General features: G+C 65.5%; 13 protein-coding genes and 2 rRNA genes. 1 reads left to right on the forward strand and 14 read right to left on the reverse strand.

Features of this window, described 5'->3' with window-relative positions:
* Nucleotides 1–72: 72 nt before the first annotated feature.
* The 10 genes from ftsW to coq7 form a co-directional block, all read right to left on the reverse strand.
* Complete coding sequence (gene ftsW / locus QZM15_RS08490) at nucleotides 73–1,356, reverse strand: putative lipid II flippase FtsW (RefSeq protein ID WP_059580840.1); 1,284 nt, start codon at nucleotides 1,354–1,356, stop codon at nucleotides 73–75.
* On the reverse strand, nucleotides 1,353–2,861 hold the full coding sequence (gene murD / locus QZM15_RS08495; protein ID WP_089464521.1) for a UDP-N-acetylmuramoyl-L-alanine--D-glutamate ligase: 1,509 nt from the start codon (nucleotides 2,859–2,861) through the stop codon (nucleotides 1,353–1,355). The genes ftsW and murD overlap by 4 nt, the downstream gene beginning before the upstream one ends.
* A 28-nt stretch (nucleotides 2,862–2,889) precedes the next feature.
* Complete coding sequence (mraY, locus tag QZM15_RS08500; protein ID WP_006477019.1) at nucleotides 2,890–4,059, reverse strand: phospho-N-acetylmuramoyl-pentapeptide-transferase; 1,170 nt, start codon at nucleotides 4,057–4,059, stop codon at nucleotides 2,890–2,892.
* A gap of 16 nt (nucleotides 4,060–4,075) precedes the next feature.
* On the reverse strand, nucleotides 4,076–5,482 hold the full coding sequence (gene murF / locus QZM15_RS08505) for a UDP-N-acetylmuramoyl-tripeptide--D-alanyl-D-alanine ligase (protein WP_302106171.1): 1,407 nt from the start codon (nucleotides 5,480–5,482) through the stop codon (nucleotides 4,076–4,078).
* Nucleotides 5,479–7,017: a UDP-N-acetylmuramoyl-L-alanyl-D-glutamate--2,6-diaminopimelate ligase gene (locus QZM15_RS08510; protein ID WP_059580831.1), complete on the reverse strand. Its 1,539-nt coding sequence runs from the start codon at nucleotides 7,015–7,017 to the stop codon at nucleotides 5,479–5,481. Before QZM15_RS08510 ends, murF begins: the two co-directional genes overlap by 4 nt.
* A complete protein-coding gene (locus QZM15_RS08515) occupies nucleotides 7,014–8,861 on the reverse strand; it encodes a penicillin-binding protein 2 (protein ID WP_302106172.1) in 1,848 nt (615 codons plus the stop codon). The genes QZM15_RS08510 and QZM15_RS08515 overlap by 4 nt, the downstream gene beginning before the upstream one ends.
* Nucleotides 8,858–9,199: a cell division protein FtsL gene (gene ftsL / locus QZM15_RS08520; protein ID WP_059580826.1), complete on the reverse strand. Its 342-nt coding sequence runs from the start codon at nucleotides 9,197–9,199 to the stop codon at nucleotides 8,858–8,860. Before ftsL ends, QZM15_RS08515 begins: the two co-directional genes overlap by 4 nt.
* Nucleotides 9,196–10,137, reverse strand: coding sequence for a 16S rRNA (cytosine(1402)-N(4))-methyltransferase RsmH (rsmH, locus tag QZM15_RS08525; protein WP_059581194.1), 942 nt, complete (start codon nucleotides 10,135–10,137; stop codon nucleotides 9,196–9,198). Before rsmH ends, ftsL begins: the two co-directional genes overlap by 4 nt.
* A 23-nt stretch (nucleotides 10,138–10,160) precedes the next feature.
* A complete protein-coding gene (gene mraZ / locus QZM15_RS08530) occupies nucleotides 10,161–10,589 on the reverse strand; it encodes a division/cell wall cluster transcriptional repressor MraZ (RefSeq protein ID WP_006487094.1) in 429 nt (142 codons plus the stop codon).
* A gap of 386 nt (nucleotides 10,590–10,975) precedes the next feature.
* Nucleotides 10,976–11,602 carry a 2-polyprenyl-3-methyl-6-methoxy-1,4-benzoquinone monooxygenase gene (coq7, locus tag QZM15_RS08535; protein WP_060312576.1) on the reverse strand — a complete coding sequence of 209 codons (627 nt, stop codon included), beginning with the start codon at nucleotides 11,600–11,602 and terminating at the stop codon, nucleotides 10,976–10,978.
* 276 nt (nucleotides 11,603–11,878) lie between these two features.
* Here coq7 and QZM15_RS08540 point away from each other — a divergent pair, with 276 nt between their 5' ends.
* Nucleotides 11,879–13,030: a porin gene (locus QZM15_RS08540; RefSeq protein ID WP_302106173.1), complete on the forward strand. Its 1,152-nt coding sequence runs from the start codon at nucleotides 11,879–11,881 to the stop codon at nucleotides 13,028–13,030.
* A gap of 286 nt (nucleotides 13,031–13,316) precedes the next feature.
* Here the strand turns inward: QZM15_RS08540 and QZM15_RS08545 are convergent, their stop codons facing one another.
* The 4 genes from QZM15_RS08545 to QZM15_RS08560 form a co-directional block, all read right to left on the reverse strand.
* Nucleotides 13,317–14,990: a long-chain fatty acid--CoA ligase gene (locus tag QZM15_RS08545; RefSeq protein WP_302106174.1), complete on the reverse strand. Its 1,674-nt coding sequence runs from the start codon at nucleotides 14,988–14,990 to the stop codon at nucleotides 13,317–13,319.
* Nucleotides 14,991–15,127: 137 nt separating this feature from the next.
* Nucleotides 15,128–17,203, reverse strand: coding sequence for a molybdopterin-dependent oxidoreductase (locus QZM15_RS08550; protein ID WP_302106175.1), 2,076 nt, complete (start codon nucleotides 17,201–17,203; stop codon nucleotides 15,128–15,130).
* A gap of 377 nt (nucleotides 17,204–17,580) precedes the next feature.
* Nucleotides 17,581–17,693: ribosomal RNA gene (rrf, locus tag QZM15_RS08555) — 5S ribosomal RNA — on the reverse strand.
* 227 nt (nucleotides 17,694–17,920) lie between these two features.
* Nucleotides 17,921–18,159 (reverse strand): 23S ribosomal RNA (locus tag QZM15_RS08560); the annotation flags it as partial.

An 18,159-nucleotide genomic window follows, 5' to 3' on the forward strand; every position in this document is an offset into this window, starting at 1 on the left:
CGCTTCGCTTGACTTCGCGCGCTTCGCGCACGAAGTTAGCCTTCACCGAAATCGCGTACTGACGCGGGGAGGTCATACCTTCCCTCCCCGCATCAGTACGCGATTTTCGTAATCGACCCGCAGCAGCACCGCGAGCGCGACGCAGTTCAGCAAAATGCCCGAACCGCCGTAGCTCACGAGCGGCAGCGTCAGGCCCTTGGTCGGCAGCAGCCCAAGGTTCACGCCCATGTTGATGAACGTCTGCGCGCCGAACCAGATGCCGATGCCCTTCGCCATCAGGCCCGCGAACGTGCGATCGAGCGCGAGCGCCTGGCGGCCGATCTCGAACGCGCGGCGCACGATCCAGTAGAACAGCAGAATCACGACCAGCACGCCGATGAAACCGAGCTCCTCGCCGATCACCGCGAGGATGAAGTCGGTATGCGCTTCCGGCAGGTAGTTCAGCTTCTCGACGCTACCGCCGAGACCGACGCCGAACCATTCGCCGCGGCCGAACGCGATCAGCGAGTGCGTGAGCTGGTAGGCCTTGCCCTGCGCGTAGCGTTCGTCCCACGGATCGAGATACGCGAAGATCCGCTCGCGACGCCACGGCGACAGCCACACGAGCATCGTGAACGTGCCGACCGCCGTCGCGACGAGGCCGCCGAACAGCTTGCCGTTCACGCCGCCGAGGAACAGCACGCCCATCGCGATCGCGGCGACCACCATGAACGCGCCCATGTCGGGCTCGAGCAGCAGCAGCGCGCCGACGAGACCGACCGCGAACGCCATCGGCAGGAAGCCCTTCGCGAAGCTCTGCATGTATTCCTGCTTGCGCACCGTGTAGTTCGCCGCGTAAATCGTCACCGCGAGCTTCATGATTTCCGACGGCTGCATGTTCGTGATGCCGAGCGGAATCCAGCGGCGCGCACCGTTCACGCCCTTGCCGACGTGCGGGATCAGCACGATCACGAGGCCGACGAGCGCGATCAGGAAAAGATGCGGCGCGTATTTATCCCAGGTCGACACCGGCACGCGGAACGCGATCACCGCCGCGCCGAACGCGACGCCGAGCGACACGCAGTGGCGCATCAGGAACGCGTAATCGTGATACGACGCGTATTTTGGCGAATCGGGCATCGCGATCGACGCCGAATACACCATCACGACGCCGAGCCCGAGCAGCGCGATCGCGACCCACAGCAGCGAATAGTCGAAATCGAGCATCCGCGAACGGGTCGGACGCACGCCGTTGACGACGCTGGCGAGGCCGCCCGTCGCGGCGCGCGTGGCCGATGCGACGCGGCCGCCCGCGGCGTTGCCGCCGGTGTCGCGTCGGTCGTTGAAACGGGAGACGAGGCGATCGGACCAGCTCATGGCGTCGCTCCTTTGTCGATGGCGATGGCGTCGACCGCCGCGCGGAACACCTCCGCGCGATGGGCGTAGTTCCTGAACATGTCGAGGCTCGCGCACGCGGGCGACAGCAGCACCGCATCGCCCGGCTCGGCCAGCTCGGCCGCCGCGCGCACCGCGCCTTCGAGCGTCGCGTGGTCGGCGAGCGGCACGCCCGTTTCGGCGAGCGTGTCGCGCAGCGCCGGCGCGTCGCGGCCGATCAGCATCACCGCGCGGCACCAGCGCGCGACCGGCGCGACGAGCGGCGCGAAATCCTGTCCCTTGCCGTCGCCGCCCGCGATCAGCACGGTCTTCTGCGCGAGCCCGTCGAGCGCGGCCACCGTCGCGCCGACGTTCGTCCCCTTGCTGTCGTCGACGTAGTCGACGTCGTCGATCGTCGCGATCACTTCGACGCGATGCGCTTCGCCGCGGTATTCGCGCAGCGCGTGCAGCAGCGGCGCGGCCGGCAGATCGATCGCGCGAGCGAGCGCAAACGCGGCCAGCGCGTTCGCCGCGTTGTGCAGCCCGCGGATGCGCAGCGCGTCGACCGGCATCAGGCGCTTCTGCGCGATGTCGGGCGTGTGCGCGGCGTCGCGCTTGCGCCGGCGGGTCGTCGCCTCATCCGGCGCGTCGCGATCGACGGCCTCCACCAGCCACGCGATGCCGTTGTCGCGCGACAGCCCGTAGTCGCCGTCCTGCGTCGGCTCGTTCAGGCCGAACGTGACCGTGCGCGGCGCGTCGGCCGCGCCGGCTGCCGGCGCGAACTTCATCACGGCCGCGTCGTCGCGGTTCAGCACGCGCGTCGTCGTCGCGCCGAAGATCCGGCCCTTTGCCTGCGCGTACGCGTCGAAGCTGCCGTGCCAGTCGAGGTGGTCCTGCGTGATGTTGAGGATCGCGGCCGCATCGGGCGCGAACGTGCGCGCGGTCTCGAGCTGGAAGCTCGACAGTTCGAGCACCCAGACGTCCGGCAGCGCGGTTTCGTCGATCGCGCTCGCGAGCCGGTCGAGCATCGCCGGGCTGATGTTGCCCGCGACGGCGACCTTCTTGCCCGAGCGCTGGCACAGCAGGCCCGTGAGGCTCGTCGTCGTGGTCTTGCCGTTGGTGCCGGTAATCGCGAGCACCTTCGGCTGGTAGCCGCTCGTGCCGAGCGCGCGCAGCGCCTGCGCGAAGAATTCCAGCTCGCCCCATACCGCGATGCCGCGCTCGTTCGCGGCCGCGACCAGCGCCGCGAGCGCCGGCTCCAGCGGCGACAGCCCGGGGCTCAGCCCGACGATCTCGACGCCGCCGTCGAGCAGCGCGGGCGTGAACGCCCCGCCGACGAATTCCGCGTCGATGCCTTCGGCCTGCAGCGCGGCAAGGTTCGGCGGCGCCTCGCGGGTATCGGCAATACGCAGCCGGCACCCGTGCCTCGCGCACCATCGCGCGATCGCAAGACCCGATTCCCCGAGCCCCAGTACGAGCACCATCGGCCGTTGCCGATCTCCAAACATCTCGCCAGACATCCTTGTTACCTTTCCTTTACCGCAGCTTGAGGGTGGTCAGACCGAACAGGCACAGCATCAGCGTGATGATCCAGAAACGCACGACCACCTGCGTTTCCTTCCAGCCGGACAATTCGAAATGGTGATGCAGCGGCGCCATCTTCAGCAGGCGCCGGCCTTCGCCATAACGCTTTTTCGTGTACTTGAACCACGACACCTGCAGCATCACCGACAGCGTTTCCGCGACGAAGATGCCGCCCATGATGAACAGCACGATTTCCTGGCGCACGATCACCGCGACCGTGCCGAGCGCGCCGCCCAGCGCCAGCGCGCCGACGTCGCCCATGAACACCTGCGCGGGGTGCGTGTTGTACCAGAGGAACGCGAGCCCTGCCCCGCCCATCGCGGAACAGAAGATCAGCAGTTCGCCCGCGCCGGGGATGTGCGGAAACAGCAGGTATTTTGAATAGACCGCGCTGCCCATCACGTACGCGAACACACCGAGCGACGCGCCGACCAGCACGACCGGCATGATCACGAGGCCGTCGAGGCCGTCGGTGAGGTTCACCGCGTTGCTCGCGCCGACGATCACGAAGTAGGTCAGCACGATGAAGCCCCACACGCCGAGCGGGTAGCTGATCGACTTCAGGAACGGCAGCATCAGGTCGGCGCGCGCCGGCAGCCCCATCGACAGGCCGCTCCTCACCCACGCCATGAACAGGTCGAACACGCGCACGTTGTTCGCCTCGGACACGCTGAACGCGAGATAGACGGCCGCGAACAGTCCGATCACCGACTGCCAGAAATACTTCTCGCGCGACGACATCCCGCGCGGGTCCTTGTGGACGACCTTGCGGTAATCGTCGACCCAGCCGATCACGCCGAAACCGAACGTGACGAGCATCACGATCCAGATGAAACGGTTCGTCAGGTCGCCCCACAGCAGCGTCGCGACCGCGATGCCGATCAGGATCAGCACGCCGCCCATCGTCGGCGTGCCGGACTTGACGAGGTGGGTCTGCGGGCCGTCCTTGCGCACGGCCTGCCCGACCTTCATTTGCGTCAGCTTGCGGATCACCCACGGTCCGCACACGAGCCCGATCCCGAGCGCGGTGATGGTGGCCATCACCGCACGGAACGTGAGGTACGTGAACAAGCGCAAAAAGCTTGCGTCTCCTTGCAGCCATTGCGCCAGCGCCAGCAGCATGCTTCCTTCCTTCTACTCAGTGTGCGGCGGGCACCGTGCCCGCCGCGGGTTGGTTCGTCAGCGCGTCGACCACGCGCTCCATCTTCATGTACCGCGAGCCCTTCACGAGCACCGTCGCCTGCGCGCCGTAACCGGCCGCGAGCAGCGCCGACACGAGCGCGCCGACGTCGTCGAAATGGCGTGCGGTGTCGCCGTAGGCCGTGCACGCGTCGCGCGATGCGTCGCCGAGCGCGAACAGCGCGTCGATCCCGCGTTCGCGCGCGTACGCGCCGATCTCGCGGTGGAATGCCGGCCCTTCGTCGCCGACCTCGCCCATGTCGCCGATCACCAGCACGCGCGGCGCCGGATGCGCGGCGAGCACGTCGATCGCGGCGCGCATCGAATCGGGGTTCGCGTTGTACGTATCGTCGACGACCGTCGCGCCGGCGAGGCTGCCGACGCTCGCCTGCTTCACTTGCAGCCGGCCCTTGACCGGTTCGAACGATTCGAGCCCCTGCCGGATCGCCGACAGCGCGACGCCGGCGCCGAGCGCAGCGGCCGTCGCGGCGAGTGCGTTGCGCGCGTTGTGTTCGCCGAGCGCGCGCAGCCGCACCGTGACGGCACCCGCCGGCGTGTCGATCGCGAGTTCGCCGCCGTGCAGGCGACCGACGACCTGCGCGTCGTTCTGCCGTTCGGCGTCGTGCAGCGCGAAATCGAGGATCCGGTTGCCGGTCGCCGCGACGCGCCAGATGCTTGCGTACGCGTCGTCGGCCGGGAACACCGCGACGCCGTCCGGCGGCAGCGCATGGATCACGGCTGCGTGTTCGAGCGCGACGGCTTCGACCGTCGCCATGAATTCCTGGTGCTCGCGCTGCGCGTTGTTGACGAGCGCCACCGTCGGCGCGGTAAGACGCGCGAGGACTTCGGTTTCGCCCGGGTGGTTCATGCCGATCTCGATCACCGCGAGACGATGCGCGGCCGACAGGCGCAGCAGCGTCAGCGGCAGGCCGACATCGTTGTTCAGGTTGCCGGCCGTCGCGAGCCGCGCGTCGGCGCCTACCGCCGCCGCGAAGATCGCCGCGATCATTTCCTTGACGGTCGTCTTGCCGTTGCTGCCCGTCACCGCGACGAGCGGCAGCGGGAACCGCATCCGCCAGCCGTGCGCGAGCGCGCCGAGCGCGGCACGCGTTTCGCCGCCTTCGATCATCGGCATCGCGACGCCCGCCGGCGCGTGCGCGACGAGCGCCGCGGCAGCCCCGCGCGCGGCGACGTCGCCGAGAAAGTCGTGCGCGTCGAAGCGCTCGCCCTTCAGCGCGACGAACAGGTCGCCCGGGCCGACCGTGCGGCTGTCGGTCGACACGCGATCGAACGTGACGCCCGCGTCGCCGTGGACGGTGGCGCCGGGAATCACGCGGGCGGCTTCGCCGAGACTGAGCATCGTCATTCGGCGCCTCCCTTGCCGTGCGTCGCGCGCGCCGCGAGCGCGAGCCGCGCGTGATCCTGGTCGGAGAATGCGCGCTTCTTGCCCATGATTTCCTGCGTGGCCTCGTGGCCCTTGCCGGCCAGCACGACGACGTCCTCGCGTGCGGCGCCGCGCACGGCCTGCAGGATCGCGCTCGCGCGATCCTCGATACGGCGTGCGCGATCGGGTGCGGTCATGCCCGCGACGACCTGATCGATGATGCGCTGCGGATCTTCGCTGCGCGGGTTGTCGCTCGTGACGACTGCTTCGTCGGCAAGCCGCTCCACGATCGCGCCCATCAGCGGGCGCTTCGTCGCATCGCGATCGCCGCCGCAGCCGAACATGCAGATCAGCCGGCCACCGCGCGCCGCGGCGATCGGGCGCAGCGCATCGAGCGTCTTTTCGAGCGCATCGGGCGTGTGTGCGTAGTCGATCACGACGAGCGGTTCGTCGTTCTGCAGCCGGCCGCCAAGCCGCTGCATCCGGCCGTTGACCGACTCGAGCCGCTCGATCTCGGCGAGTGCCGCGTCGAACGGCACGTCGGCCGCGAGCAGCGAACCCAGCACGGCGAGCAGGTTACTGACGTTGAACGTGCCGAGCGTACCGACCTCGACGTCCGCGTCGCCCCACGACGAACGCAGGCGGAATGCGGTACCCGTCGCGGTGGCGCGCACGTCGAGCGCGACCAGCGCGCGATCGGCGTCGGGCGCCGGTGCGTCGCCGATTCCGTACGCGATCGTGCGCACGCGGCCGGCCAGTTTCTCGAGCAGGCGGCGGCCTGCCGCGTCGTCGCGGTTGATCACCGCCGCGCGCAGGCCGCGCCATGCGAACAGCTTCGCCTTCGCGGCCTCGTACGCATCGAACGTGCCGTGATAGTCGAGGTGATCCTGCGTGAGGTTCGTAAACACCGCGATGTCGAACGCCGTTCCGTTCACGCGCCCCTGGTGCAGCGCGTGCGACGATACTTCCATCGCCACGGCCTGCGCGCCCGCGTCGCGCAATTGCGCGAGGCTGCGCTGCAGCTGCGGCGCGTCGGGCGTCGTGAAGCCCGTCGGCACGAGCTGGCCGGGCATCCCGGTGCCGAGCGTGCCGATCACCGCGCACGGCTCGCGCAGCGCCGTCAGTGCGGTGGCGATCCATTGCGTGCACGACGTCTTGCCGTTCGTGCCCGTGACACCGATCGCGAGCAGGCTGTCGCTCGGATCGCCGTACCAGCCGCTGGCGATCTCGCCGGCGAGTTGATCGAGCGCCGGCACCGCGAGCGCGACGGGTACGGCCGGCGCGTCGACCAGCCCTTCCGGCTGATACAGCACGGCGGCCGCGCCGCGTGCGACGGCGTCGGCCATGAAAGCGCGGTTATCTGCCCCGTCGACCGCATACGCGACGAACACGTCGCCAGCCTCGAGGCTGCGCGTGTCGGCATGCAGTTGCGCCGCGGGGGCCACATGCTGACGCAGCCACGCGAGCGCGGCTGCGATCTGCTGATGCGCCGGATGGGAACTGCGGGCGGCGCTCATCGAACAACTCCTGGTGAATTACGGGTCGTGCTGGATACGATCATATGCTTCGCGCCGCCCCCCGTAGCCAGCTTTTGCGGGCCTTTTGCGGCAGCGGAATCCGCCGAATCGTCGGACACGACGAGCTGCTTGATCGGCATGTTCGGCGGGACGTTCAACGCGCGCATCGTGTCGCCGGCGATCGCCGAGAATACGGGGCCCGACACCTGGCCACCGAAGTGGCTGCCGGCCGTCGGCTCGTCGACCGACACCGCGATCACGACGCGCGGGTTCGGCATCGGCGCCATCCCGACGAACGACGCGCGGTACTTGCGCGTGTAGCCGTGGCCTTCGTGCTTGTACGCGGTGCCGCTCTTGCCGCCGACGCGATAGCCCGGCACGGCCGCATCCGGCGACGTGCCGCCCGGCGCGACGACCGTCTCGAGCATCGCGCGTACTTCGCGCGCGGTGGTCGGGTTGAACACCTGCGTGCCCGCGATCGGCTGGTTGGGGTCGGTCTTGAAAATGGTCACGGGCATCAGCTCGCCGTCGTGCGCGATCGCCGTATACGCCCGCGCGAGCTGGAACAGCGACACCGACAGGCCGTAGCCGTACGACATCGTCGCCTGCTCGATGCGGCGCCAGCTCTTCCACGGCCGCAGGCGGCCGGCCACCGCGCCCGGGAAGCCGACCTTCGGCGCCTGGCCGAGGCCGATGCTCGTATACATGTTCCACATTTCCTCGGGCCGCATCGTCATCGCGATCTTCGTCGCGCCGATGTTGCTCGACTTCTGGATCACGCCGCCGACCGTCAGCGTGCCGAAGCCGGCGTCATCGGTAATCGGCGCGCCGTCGAGCACGAAATGCCCGTTGCCCGTCTCGACGAGCGTGTTCGGCGTCACGCGGTGCAAGTCGAGCGCGAGCGATACCGTAAACGGCTTCATGATCGAGCCCGGCTCGAACACGTCGGTCATGATCCGGTTGCGCAACTGCTCGCCGGTCATGCGCGAGCGGTCGTTCGGGTTGTACGTCGGATAGTTGACGAGCGCGAGCACTTCGCCGGTACGCACGTCGACGACCATCGCCGCGCCGGCCTTCGCCTTGAACTTCTCGACGGCGGCCTTCAGGTTCGCGTACGCGATGTACTGGATCTTGCTGTCGATCGACAGGTCGACGTCGGTGCCGTTGTGCGGCGGGATCTGCTCGGCGACGTCCTCGACGATATGCCCCATCCGGTCCTTGATCACGCGACGCATGCCCGACGTGCCGGACAGCATCTTCTGGTCGCCCAGCTCGACGCCTTCCTGCCCTTCGTCCTCGACGTTCGTGAAGCCGATCAGGTGAGCGGTGATCTCGCCTTCCGGGTAGAAGCGCTTGTATTCGTTGCGCTGATAGATGCCGGGAATGTCGAGCGCGGCGACCTTGTCCGCGACGTCGATCGGCACCTGGCGCTTCACGTAGACGAAGCCCTTGTCTTCCGACAGCTTCACGCGCAGTTCCTTCGGCGTCATGCCGAGGAGCTTGCCGAGCTGGTTGATCTTGTCGGCGTCGAGATCGTCCGGCACCGCGTCGGGAATCGCCCAGATCGCGCGCACGGGCAGGCTCGTCGCGAGCACGAGCCCGTTGCGGTCGAGGATCTTGCCGCGCGTCGCTGGCAGTTCGATCGTGCGCTGGTAGCGGCTTTCGCCCTGCTTCTGATAGAACGCGTTGCCGGGCCCCTGGATCCAGAACGCCCGCGCGGCCAGCGCGACGAACGCCATGAACAGCAGGAACACGACGAGCTTCGAGCGCCACATCGGCAGATGCACGCCCAGCACCGGGCTCGACGAGAACTTCACGTTCTGGCGCTTCGGGGACGGCTTCATCGCGCGCCTCCCTTGCCCTTGCCGGCCGTGTCGGCCGACGCCGGGATCGGCGCGTCGATCGCCTTCGCGGCGCCCGGCGGCAGCGTCAGGTATTGCGTGCGGCCCGTCGAGATCGCCTGCATTTTCAGCGAATCGTTCGCGAGCTGCTCGATGCGCGACGTCTTCGACAGCGCGCTCTGCTGATATTGAAGCTGCGCGTAGTCCTGCTGGAGCTGACGCTCCTGCGACTGCGCGCGCTGCAGCTGGATGAAGATCTGGCGTTGCTGGTTCGTCGAGTTGACGACCGACAGCGCGCAACCCATCACGATGATCAGCAGGAAGATATTGAGGCGGCTCATGGCGTGACGCGCTCCGCGATGCGCATCACGGCCGAGCGGGCGCGCGGATTCGCGGCGACTTCCGCGTCGCTCGGAAACTGGCGGCTGATGATCTTGAGCGGCGGGCTCGGGAGATCGACGGCGCGGATCGGCAGGCGACGATCGACCGCAGGCGCACTCGCGTGCGCCTGCATGAATCGCTTGACGATCCGGTCCTCGAGTGAATGAAAGCTGATGACCACCAGCCGCCCCCCTTGCTCCAGCAACGACAGTGCCGCGTCTAGTACGACTTGCAGGTCCGCAAGCTCTTGATTGACGTGAATCCGTATAGCCTGAAAGGTGCGGGTTGCCGGATCCTTGCCCTTCTCACGGGTTTTGACGACGTGACCCACGATTTGGGCAAGCTCGCCCGTGGTGTCGAGAGGCCCAAGACGGTCGGACTCTGCCCGGCGAGCAACAAGCGCCTTTGCAATCTGAAAAGCAAACCGTTCTTCCCCATAATCCCGTATCACCTCCGTCAATTCCTGCACCGAAGCCCGCGCGAGCCATTCGGCCGCCGACTCGCCACGCGTCGGATCCATTCGCATGTCCAGCGGACCATCGGCGCGGAAACTGAAGCCGCGCGCCGGATCGTCCACCTGCGGCGAGGACACGCCCAGGTCCAGCAACACCCCCGACACCTTCTCGACGCCGCGCGCCGCAAGCGCGTCGCGCATCGATGCAAAGCTGTCATGCACGATCGAGAAGCGCGCATCCTCGATGCCCTGCGCCGTCTCGATCGCCCTCGGATCCTTGTCGAACGCGATCAGCCGCCCGGCCGCCGCCAGCCGCGCGAGCACCGCGCGGCTGTGGCCGCCGCGCCCGAACGTGCCGTCGACATACACGCCGTCCGGCCGCGTCACGAGCGACTCGACCGCCTCATCCAACAGCACCGTCCGATGCCGCAATTCATTTCCCATCGCGGGCGTCTCCGTCACCGCAATCAGAACGTGAAATTCTTCAGCGCGTCGGGCATGCCCTGCGCCATCGCTGCCTGCTCCTTCGCGTTGTAGGTCTGCGAATCCCACAGCTCGAAGTGACTACCCATTCCCAACAACATGACTTCCTTTTCCAGTCCGGCTGCCATGCGCAGCTCGGGCGATACGAGAATCCGGCCCGCGCTGTCGAGATCGACGTCCATCGCATTGCCGAGAAAAATTCGCCGCCACCAGTGCGCGTCCATCGGCAGCGCGGCGATCTTGGCGCGGAACACTTCCCATTCGGGGCGCGGAAACAGCAACAGGCAGCCGTCCGGGTGCTTGGTCACAGTCACCCGTCCTTCTGCCTGTCCTTGCAGCGCTTCGCGATAGCGAGCCGGCACCGACATCCGCCCTTTCGCATCGAGCGTCAGCGCCGACGCCCCTTGGAACACTTTCCGCTCTCCCGTTCAGGGCACCGAAGCACCCGCTCAATGCTGAGAATTTAGCCGGAACAGCCTGCTAAATCACACAAAAATACACTTTCTCACACTGTCTCCCACTTTAGTGGAAGGGTGTGGCACGGTCAAGGGAGCGGCCCGCTTTTTTGACGAATTTTGTTAGTTAGAACAAGGACTTACGCGCACAAGCTCATGCGACCCCTCATACCAAAAACCGTTATAAATGAATGAGCTAGTGCAACTTGTGAAGGTGATACGTGAGAAAGGCGGGCCAGACGGGCGTGCGGACGGGGCTTTCGGGGGCGGGAAAACGAGGAGTAAGCGGGCGATGCCGGAGGCGGCGAACCGGGGCGACGTCCCACGCCGCCCCGGCGCGAATCTCAGAGATAGTACGCGGTGCTCGTCATGACTTTCGACGCGGCACGCATCAGCATCCGCGCGGGCAGCGGCAGCTCGATCCCGCCGGCGTCGGTCGCGGCCTTGCCATGCTTCACTTCGTCGATCCGCATCTGGTCGACGATCGCGCGCGACGCGGCGTCGGTGGCCGGCAACTCCGACATGTGACCTTCGAGATGGCTCTCGACCTGCCGCTCCGTCTCGGCCATGAAGCCGAGGCTGACCTTGTCGCCGAGGGTGCCGGCCGCCACGCCGATCGCGAGCGCGCCGGCATACCACAGCGGGTTCAGCAGGCTCGGCCGCGAGTCGAGTTCCTTCAGCCGGTGCGCGGTCCACGCGAGGTGATCCTCCTCCTCGCGCGCGGCCTCCTCGAACATCGCCTTCGCCGACGCCGTGCGCGCGGTGAGCTTCTGCGCCTGGTAGAGCGCCTGCGCGCAGACCTCGCCGACGTGGTTCACACGCATCAGTCCGGCCGCGTGCGTGCGCTCGGCGGGCGTCAGTTCGACGTCCGGCGCATCGGCCGGCACGGGCACCGGCCGGCTCATCCGGCTAATGCCGGTCAGCGATCGCAGGCCACGATCGAATTCGCTGATCAGTTCATCCAACACCATCCTGTTCTCCTGGCTGCAGGTGCCGCTGCGCGCGGCAAAGGCACGAGTCCGCTGCGTAACCGACTTGATTATTCAGCGGAAATTGCGGTTAACCCGTGATTTTAACCATTGTTGCATAAAGGAAACATGGCGACCTTGAGCAGCAGCATTTCGCTTTGTGGCAAAAATCGGCTTTGCTACATTACGTCCGACTTCTTGCGAAGTTGATGGGGCTCGTCGACAGAACATAACTATCCGCCCCGTCAAAAAAATTCAGTGATTCTTGGAGATCCGCTAATGAAAAAGTCGCTTCTCGCGCTCGTCGCGCTGGGCGCGTTCGCTGGCGCTGCCCATGCGCAAAGCAGCGTGACGCTTTACGGCATCATCGATGAAGGCTTCCTCTTCAACAACAACGCAGGCGGCAAGCACCTGTACGGCCTCGCCAGCGGCGTGATGCAAGGCAGCCGCTTCGGCCTGCGCGGCACCGAAGATCTCGGTGGCGGCCTGAAGGCGATCTTCACCCTCGAAAACGGTTTCGACGTGAACAGCGGCAGGCTCGGTCAAGGCGGCCTGATGTTCGGTCGTCAGGCTTACGTCGGCCTGTCGAGCCCGTACGGTACGGTCACGCTGGGTCGTCAGTACGACTCCGTCGTCGACTTCGTCGGCCCGCTCGAGGCAGGCGACCAGTGGGGCGGCTACATCGCCGCTCACCCGGGCGACCTCGACAACTTCAACAACGCGTATCGCGTGAACAACGCGGTCAAGTTCACGAGCGCGAACTACGGCGGCCTCACGTTCGGCGGCCTGTACAGCTTCGGCGGTCAGGCGGGCCAGTTCTCGAAGAACCAGGTCTGGTCGCTCGGCGCCGGCTACACCAACGGCCCGTTGGTGTTGGGCGTCGGTTACTTGAACGCACGTACGCCGAACCAGTTCGGCGGCATGTTCAACAACGGCTCGACGTCTTCGTCGGTCTCGTCGCCGGTCTACGGCGCGTACGCGAACAACGCGAACACGTACCAGGTCATCGGCGCGGGCGGCGCCTACACGTTCGGCGCGGCGACGATCGGTGCGACGTACTCGAACACGAAGTTCAAGGGCTTCTCGGCAGGCCCGTTCGTGAACCAGACCGCGACGTTCAACAACGGCGAAATCAACTTCAAGTACCAGTTGACCCCGGCGTTGATCCTCGGCGCGGCGTACGACTACACGCAAGGCAGCAAGATCGACGGCAACTCGGCGGCCAAGTACCACCAAGGCTCGCTGGGCGTCGACTACTTCCTGTCGAAGCGCACCGACATCTACGCGATCGGCGTGTACCAGCACGCATCGGGCAACGTGCTCGATTCGAACGGCAACGTCCTGAAGGCAACGGCAGCGATCAACGGCCTGGCCGGGTCGAGCACGAGCAATCAGGTCGCGGCACGCGTCGGTATCCGTCACAAGTTCTAATCAGCTTGTCTGACAAGCCGCGGCATATTGAAGGCGCCTTCGGGCGCCTTTTTCTTTTCCGGGGCGGCGGGGAGGCCAGCGGGTGGCGGGGCGGCGGCGGTGGGTCGAGCGGGTCGACGGTAGACGCACGTCGCGGCGCGCCGTCCCTCCCGCGACCGTCAGGCCGAAACGCGAGGCTTGCCGCGGCCTCCCGCACGTAACGCGCGCTTCCGTCATCCAGCCCGCCCCACAGACAAAAAACCCGGCAAGTGCCGGGCTTTCTCGTTCGATCGCATCGTTGCGCGCATTACGCGCGTCCATCGCGCAGTTCACGCCGCAGGATCTTGCCGACGTTCGTCTTCGGCAGCTCCGTGCGGAACTCGACCAGCTTCGGCCGCTTGTACCCGGTGAGCCGCTCCTTGCAATAGGCGAGGATGTCCTTGTCGGTCAGCGCCGGATCCTTTTTCACGACGAACAGCTTCACGGCTTCGCCGGAATGCTCGTCCGGCACGCCGACCGCCGCCACCTCGAATACGCCCGGATGCGACGCCACCACGTCCTCGACTTCATTCGGATACACGTTGAAGCCGGATACGAGAATCATGTCCTTCTTGCGATCGACGATCTTCACGTAGCCGCGCGCATCCATCACGCCGACATCGCCCGTCTTGAAGAAGCCGTCAGCGAACATGACCTTCGCGGTCTCGTCGGGCCGGTTCCAGTAGCCGGCCATCACCTGCGGCCCGCGGATGCAGATCTCGCCGGGTTCGCCGAGCGGGACGTCGTTGCCGGCATCGTCGCGGATCGCGACTTCGGTCGACGGCAGCGGCAGACCAATCGTGCCGCTGTATTCGGTCGCCGTCACGGGATTGCAGGTAGCCACCGGCGACGTTTCGGACAACCCGTATCCTTCGATGATCGCGGTGCCGGTCTTTTCATACCAGCGCTTCGCCACGCCTTCCTGGATCGCCATGCCGCCACCGTTGGCGATCACGAGCTTCGACAGGTCGAGCTGACCGAATTCGGGATGGTTCAGCAGCGCGTTGTACAGCGTGTTGACGGCCGGAATCGTCGAGATCTGGTAGCCCTTCAGCTCCTTGATCATGCCGGCGATGTCGCGCGGGTTCGGGATCAGGATGCCCATGCCGCCCGTGCGCATCGTCAGGAAACCGCAGACGGTCAGCGCGAACACGTGATACAGCGGCAGTGCGACGACCGTCACGAACTGTTTCACGTCCGGGAATTTCTCATGAGCCGGACGGTGCCAGGCGCCCGCCTGCAGCACGTTCGACACGATGTTCCGGTGCAGCAGCGTCGCGCCCTTCGCGACGCCGGTCGTACCACCCGTGTACTGCAGGAACGCGACGTCGTCGGGGCCGATTTTCTGCGGCTTGAACGTCTGCCGCGCGCCTTCCGACAGCGCGGCCTTGAAGCGCGTGAACGACGGCAGTTGCCACGCCGGCACCATCTTCTTCACGTTGCGCACGACGTAATTGACGAGCCATCCCTTGATGCCCAGCAGGTCGCCCATCGATGCGACGACCACGTGCTTGACGGCCGTATTGGCGATGACGGCCTGCAGCGTCGACGCGAAATTCTCCAGGATGACGATCGCCTCGGCACCACTGTCCTTCAGTTGATGCTCGAGCTCGCGCGGCGTATAGAGCGGATTGACGTTGACCACGGTATAGCCGGCGCGCAATACCGCGGCGATCGTCACCGGGTATTGCAGCACGTTCGGCATCATGATCGCGACGCGCGCCCCGCGTGCCAGACCGCGGGATTGCAGCCACGCACCGAACTCGCGCGACAGCGTGTCGAGTTCGCCGTACGTGATGCCCTTGCCCATGCAGACGAACGCGGTACGGTCCCGATACTGACGGAAGCTCTCGTCGAGCAGGTCAGGGACAGACGGATAAGGCGAGGAGTCAATTTCGGCTGGAACGCCGGGTGGGTACGATTTCAGCCAAATTTTGTCCATACCGCGCGTCTCCTCACAGATTTTCGAATGGTCGTGCTAAAACGCATCCTAACGGCTCCCCCGCCCCGAGACAACAGGGTTAGATGTCCACTTCGAACTTCCCTATCGATATTGTCTGATCATACGGCAATATTCGATCAAATCCGCTCAACTTCCACAAGACAATCGTAAAACGTCGCCGAATTGCCCAGATCGGTCAGCGCCTGGCTCGTCACTTCGTTCGCGTTCCTGCCGTCCGGCGACAGCTTCTTCCACCATATCGATAACCCGACGACCAGCCCGGCACGCGCACGATCGGTAATTCGCGCGAGCGCCTGCATCGAGCCGCGGTCATTGAAGATCCGGACGACGTCGCCCTCCGCGATGCCGCGCGCGCGGGCGTCGGACGGGTGCATGTCGAGATGCGGCTCGCCTTCCGTCGAACGCAGGCTGTCGACGTTCACGAACGTGCTGTTCAGGAAGTGGCGGGCCGGCGGCGAAATCATCGCCAGCGGATAGCGTGCGGCGAGCTCGGGCGCGGCCTCGGCCGACTCGAACGGCGGCAGGTAGTCGGGGACGGGGTCCTTGCCCATCTGCTCGAGCCGCGGGCTGTAGAACTCGCACTTTCCCGAAGGCGTGCGGAAGCCGCCGTTCGCGAACGGCGCGTCCAGCAGCTTGAGCTTCAGCCAGCCGGCCTGCTTCAGCGTGTCCCAGTCGCTGTCGAGCGCCGGATCGTCCCAGCGAAGCGCCGCGCGCGCGACCTCTTCGTCGCTGTGATAGAGCGCGGGCTCGTCGAGCCCCATGCTGCGTGCGATCCCGCGAAAGATCTCCGTGTTCGGCCGCGCGTCGCCCACCGGCGGAATCGCCGGCAGGTTTGCCATCACGTAGGTATGGCCGTACGACTTATGGACATCCAGATGCTCGAGTTGCGTGGTCGCCGGCAATACAATGTCGGCGAAATCGGCTGTATCTGTCTTGAAGTGCTCTAGAACGACCGTGAACAGATCGTCGCGTGCGAAGCCTGCGGCGACCTTCGACGAATCGGGCGCGACCGCGACCGGATTCGAGTTGTACACGATCACCGCTTCGACTTTCGGCCCGAATGTCGCGTCGCCCGGGTGCAGCAACGCGTCGCCGATCGCATTCATGTTGATGATGCGCGGCAGCTTGTGCGGCCAACCCGGCATCAGATCCGGACGCAGCAGCGCCGCTTGGTTGACCGGTGCGGATTCCGACGACGAGAGCAGCAGCCCACCGGCCCGATCGCGCCATGCCCCGGTCAACGCCGGCAGGCTGGCGATCGCGCGCACGGCATTGCCGCCGCCGCGAACGCGCTGCATGCCGTAGTTGAGGCGGATCGAAGCCTTGCGGGTGGCGCCGTAGCGACGCGCAAGATCGATCAGTTCCGATGGGTCGATGCCGCAGATCTGCGCAACGCGTTCCGGCGGATAGGACATGGCGCGCGCCTTGAGCGCGTCGAAGCCGATCGTATGGTCGGCGATGTAACCGTGATCGAGAAGGTTTTCGGTAATCAGCACATGCATCATGCCGAGCGCAAACGCGCCGTCGGTACCGGGCTTCAATGCGATGTGCTGGTGGCATTTCTCCGCGGTCAGCGAACGATACGGGTCGATCGCGACAAGACGCGCGCCCCGGCGCTTCGCTTCCTGCGCGCGGGTCCAGAAGTGCAGGCTCGATGCAATCGGATTCGCGCCCCATATCAGAATCAGCTCGCTTTCCTCGAAGTACTCGAGATGCATGCCGACGTTGCCGCCGTACGTATATCGCAACCCCGCTGCGCCGGCTGCCGAGCAGATCGTGCGCTCGAGCCGCGAGGCGCCGAGCTTGTGAAAAAAGCGCTGCGCGATGCCCTCGCCTTGCACGAGCCCCATCGTTCCCGCATAGCTGTATGGCACGATCGCCTCCGGCGCGCGCGCGGCGATTTCACCGAGTCGACGTCCAATCTCGTCGAACGCCTCGCTCCAGCTGATTGGCACGAAACGCCCTTCCCCCTTGGCACCGACACGCTTGAGCGGGACAGTGAGGCGGTCGGGATGATGAACGCGATCCGCGTATCGGCTGACTTTCGTACACAACACGCCCTGCGTCGGCGGATGGTCGGGATCGCCCGTGACCTTGATCGCCTTGCCATTTTCGACGGTTACACGCATTGCGCATGTGTCCGGACAATCATGCGGGCAAACGGCCCGAGCTACTTGGGTGGCGGCGTTCATGGTCTTGAATGCAGAGATGGGGATTTGCAAATTTTACGTGGACAGGCGGAATAACGCGTTCATTTCGCACCGATTGGGGATTATCTGACCGAAGACCAAGTGGAGGTGCCGGGTGCGGTGGAGGGAAAGCAACCGCACTGGACTGCTTGCCGGTGAGGCGCTTCAAGGCAAATGCGACCTTGATCGGAGATACGGCCAGTATGCGGCTGAATCACTAGAGATGGCAGCCATTGGGAGAATCGACGCCGCGATCGATGTGTCGGACGGGAAGTTCACTCAGGTAGGTCACCTTGGCAACGCTTTGCCCGTCCGCGTGCATTTCCATCGCTAAAATGCAAAAACCCCCGCCTTTCGGGCGGGGGTTTCTGGCTTAGGGAGCCTGACGATTACCTACTTTCACACGGGAATCCGCACTATCATCGGCGTGGAGTCGTTTCACGGTCCTGTTCGGGATGGGAAGGGGTGGGACCGACTCGCTATGGTCATCAGGCAAAGGGGGTTGTTCTGCTGGCGTGGCCAACAGAACCAATCTTGGAAGAAGCAGTAATTTAGGTTGTGTGTATCACACACGAGAATCCAACTTGTCTCGTCTTGCTACGCAGGTCACCGGTACTTCAACCGGCGCGCCGCATCGATCAGCTTCGCTGCTCGACGCTCTGCGCGGGATGCTCGTAAGTGCTGAAGCACTAACGATCATCGACAAGGCAGACTTGTTATAGGATCAAGCCTTACGGGCAATTAGTATCGGTTAGCTGAACGCATTACTGCGCTTACACACCCGACCTATCAACGTCCTGGTCTCGAACGACCCTTCAAGGAGGTCTAGCCTCCAGGGATATCTCATCTTAAGGCGAGTTTCCCGCTTAGATGCTTTCAGCGGTTATCTCTTCCGAACATAGCTACCCGGCGATGCCACTGGCGTGACAACCGGTACACCAGAGGTTCGTCCACTCCGG

Source organism: Burkholderia sp. AU44665 (assembly GCF_030504405.1).
GTDB lineage: Bacteria > Pseudomonadota > Gammaproteobacteria > Burkholderiales > Burkholderiaceae > Burkholderia > Burkholderia semiarida.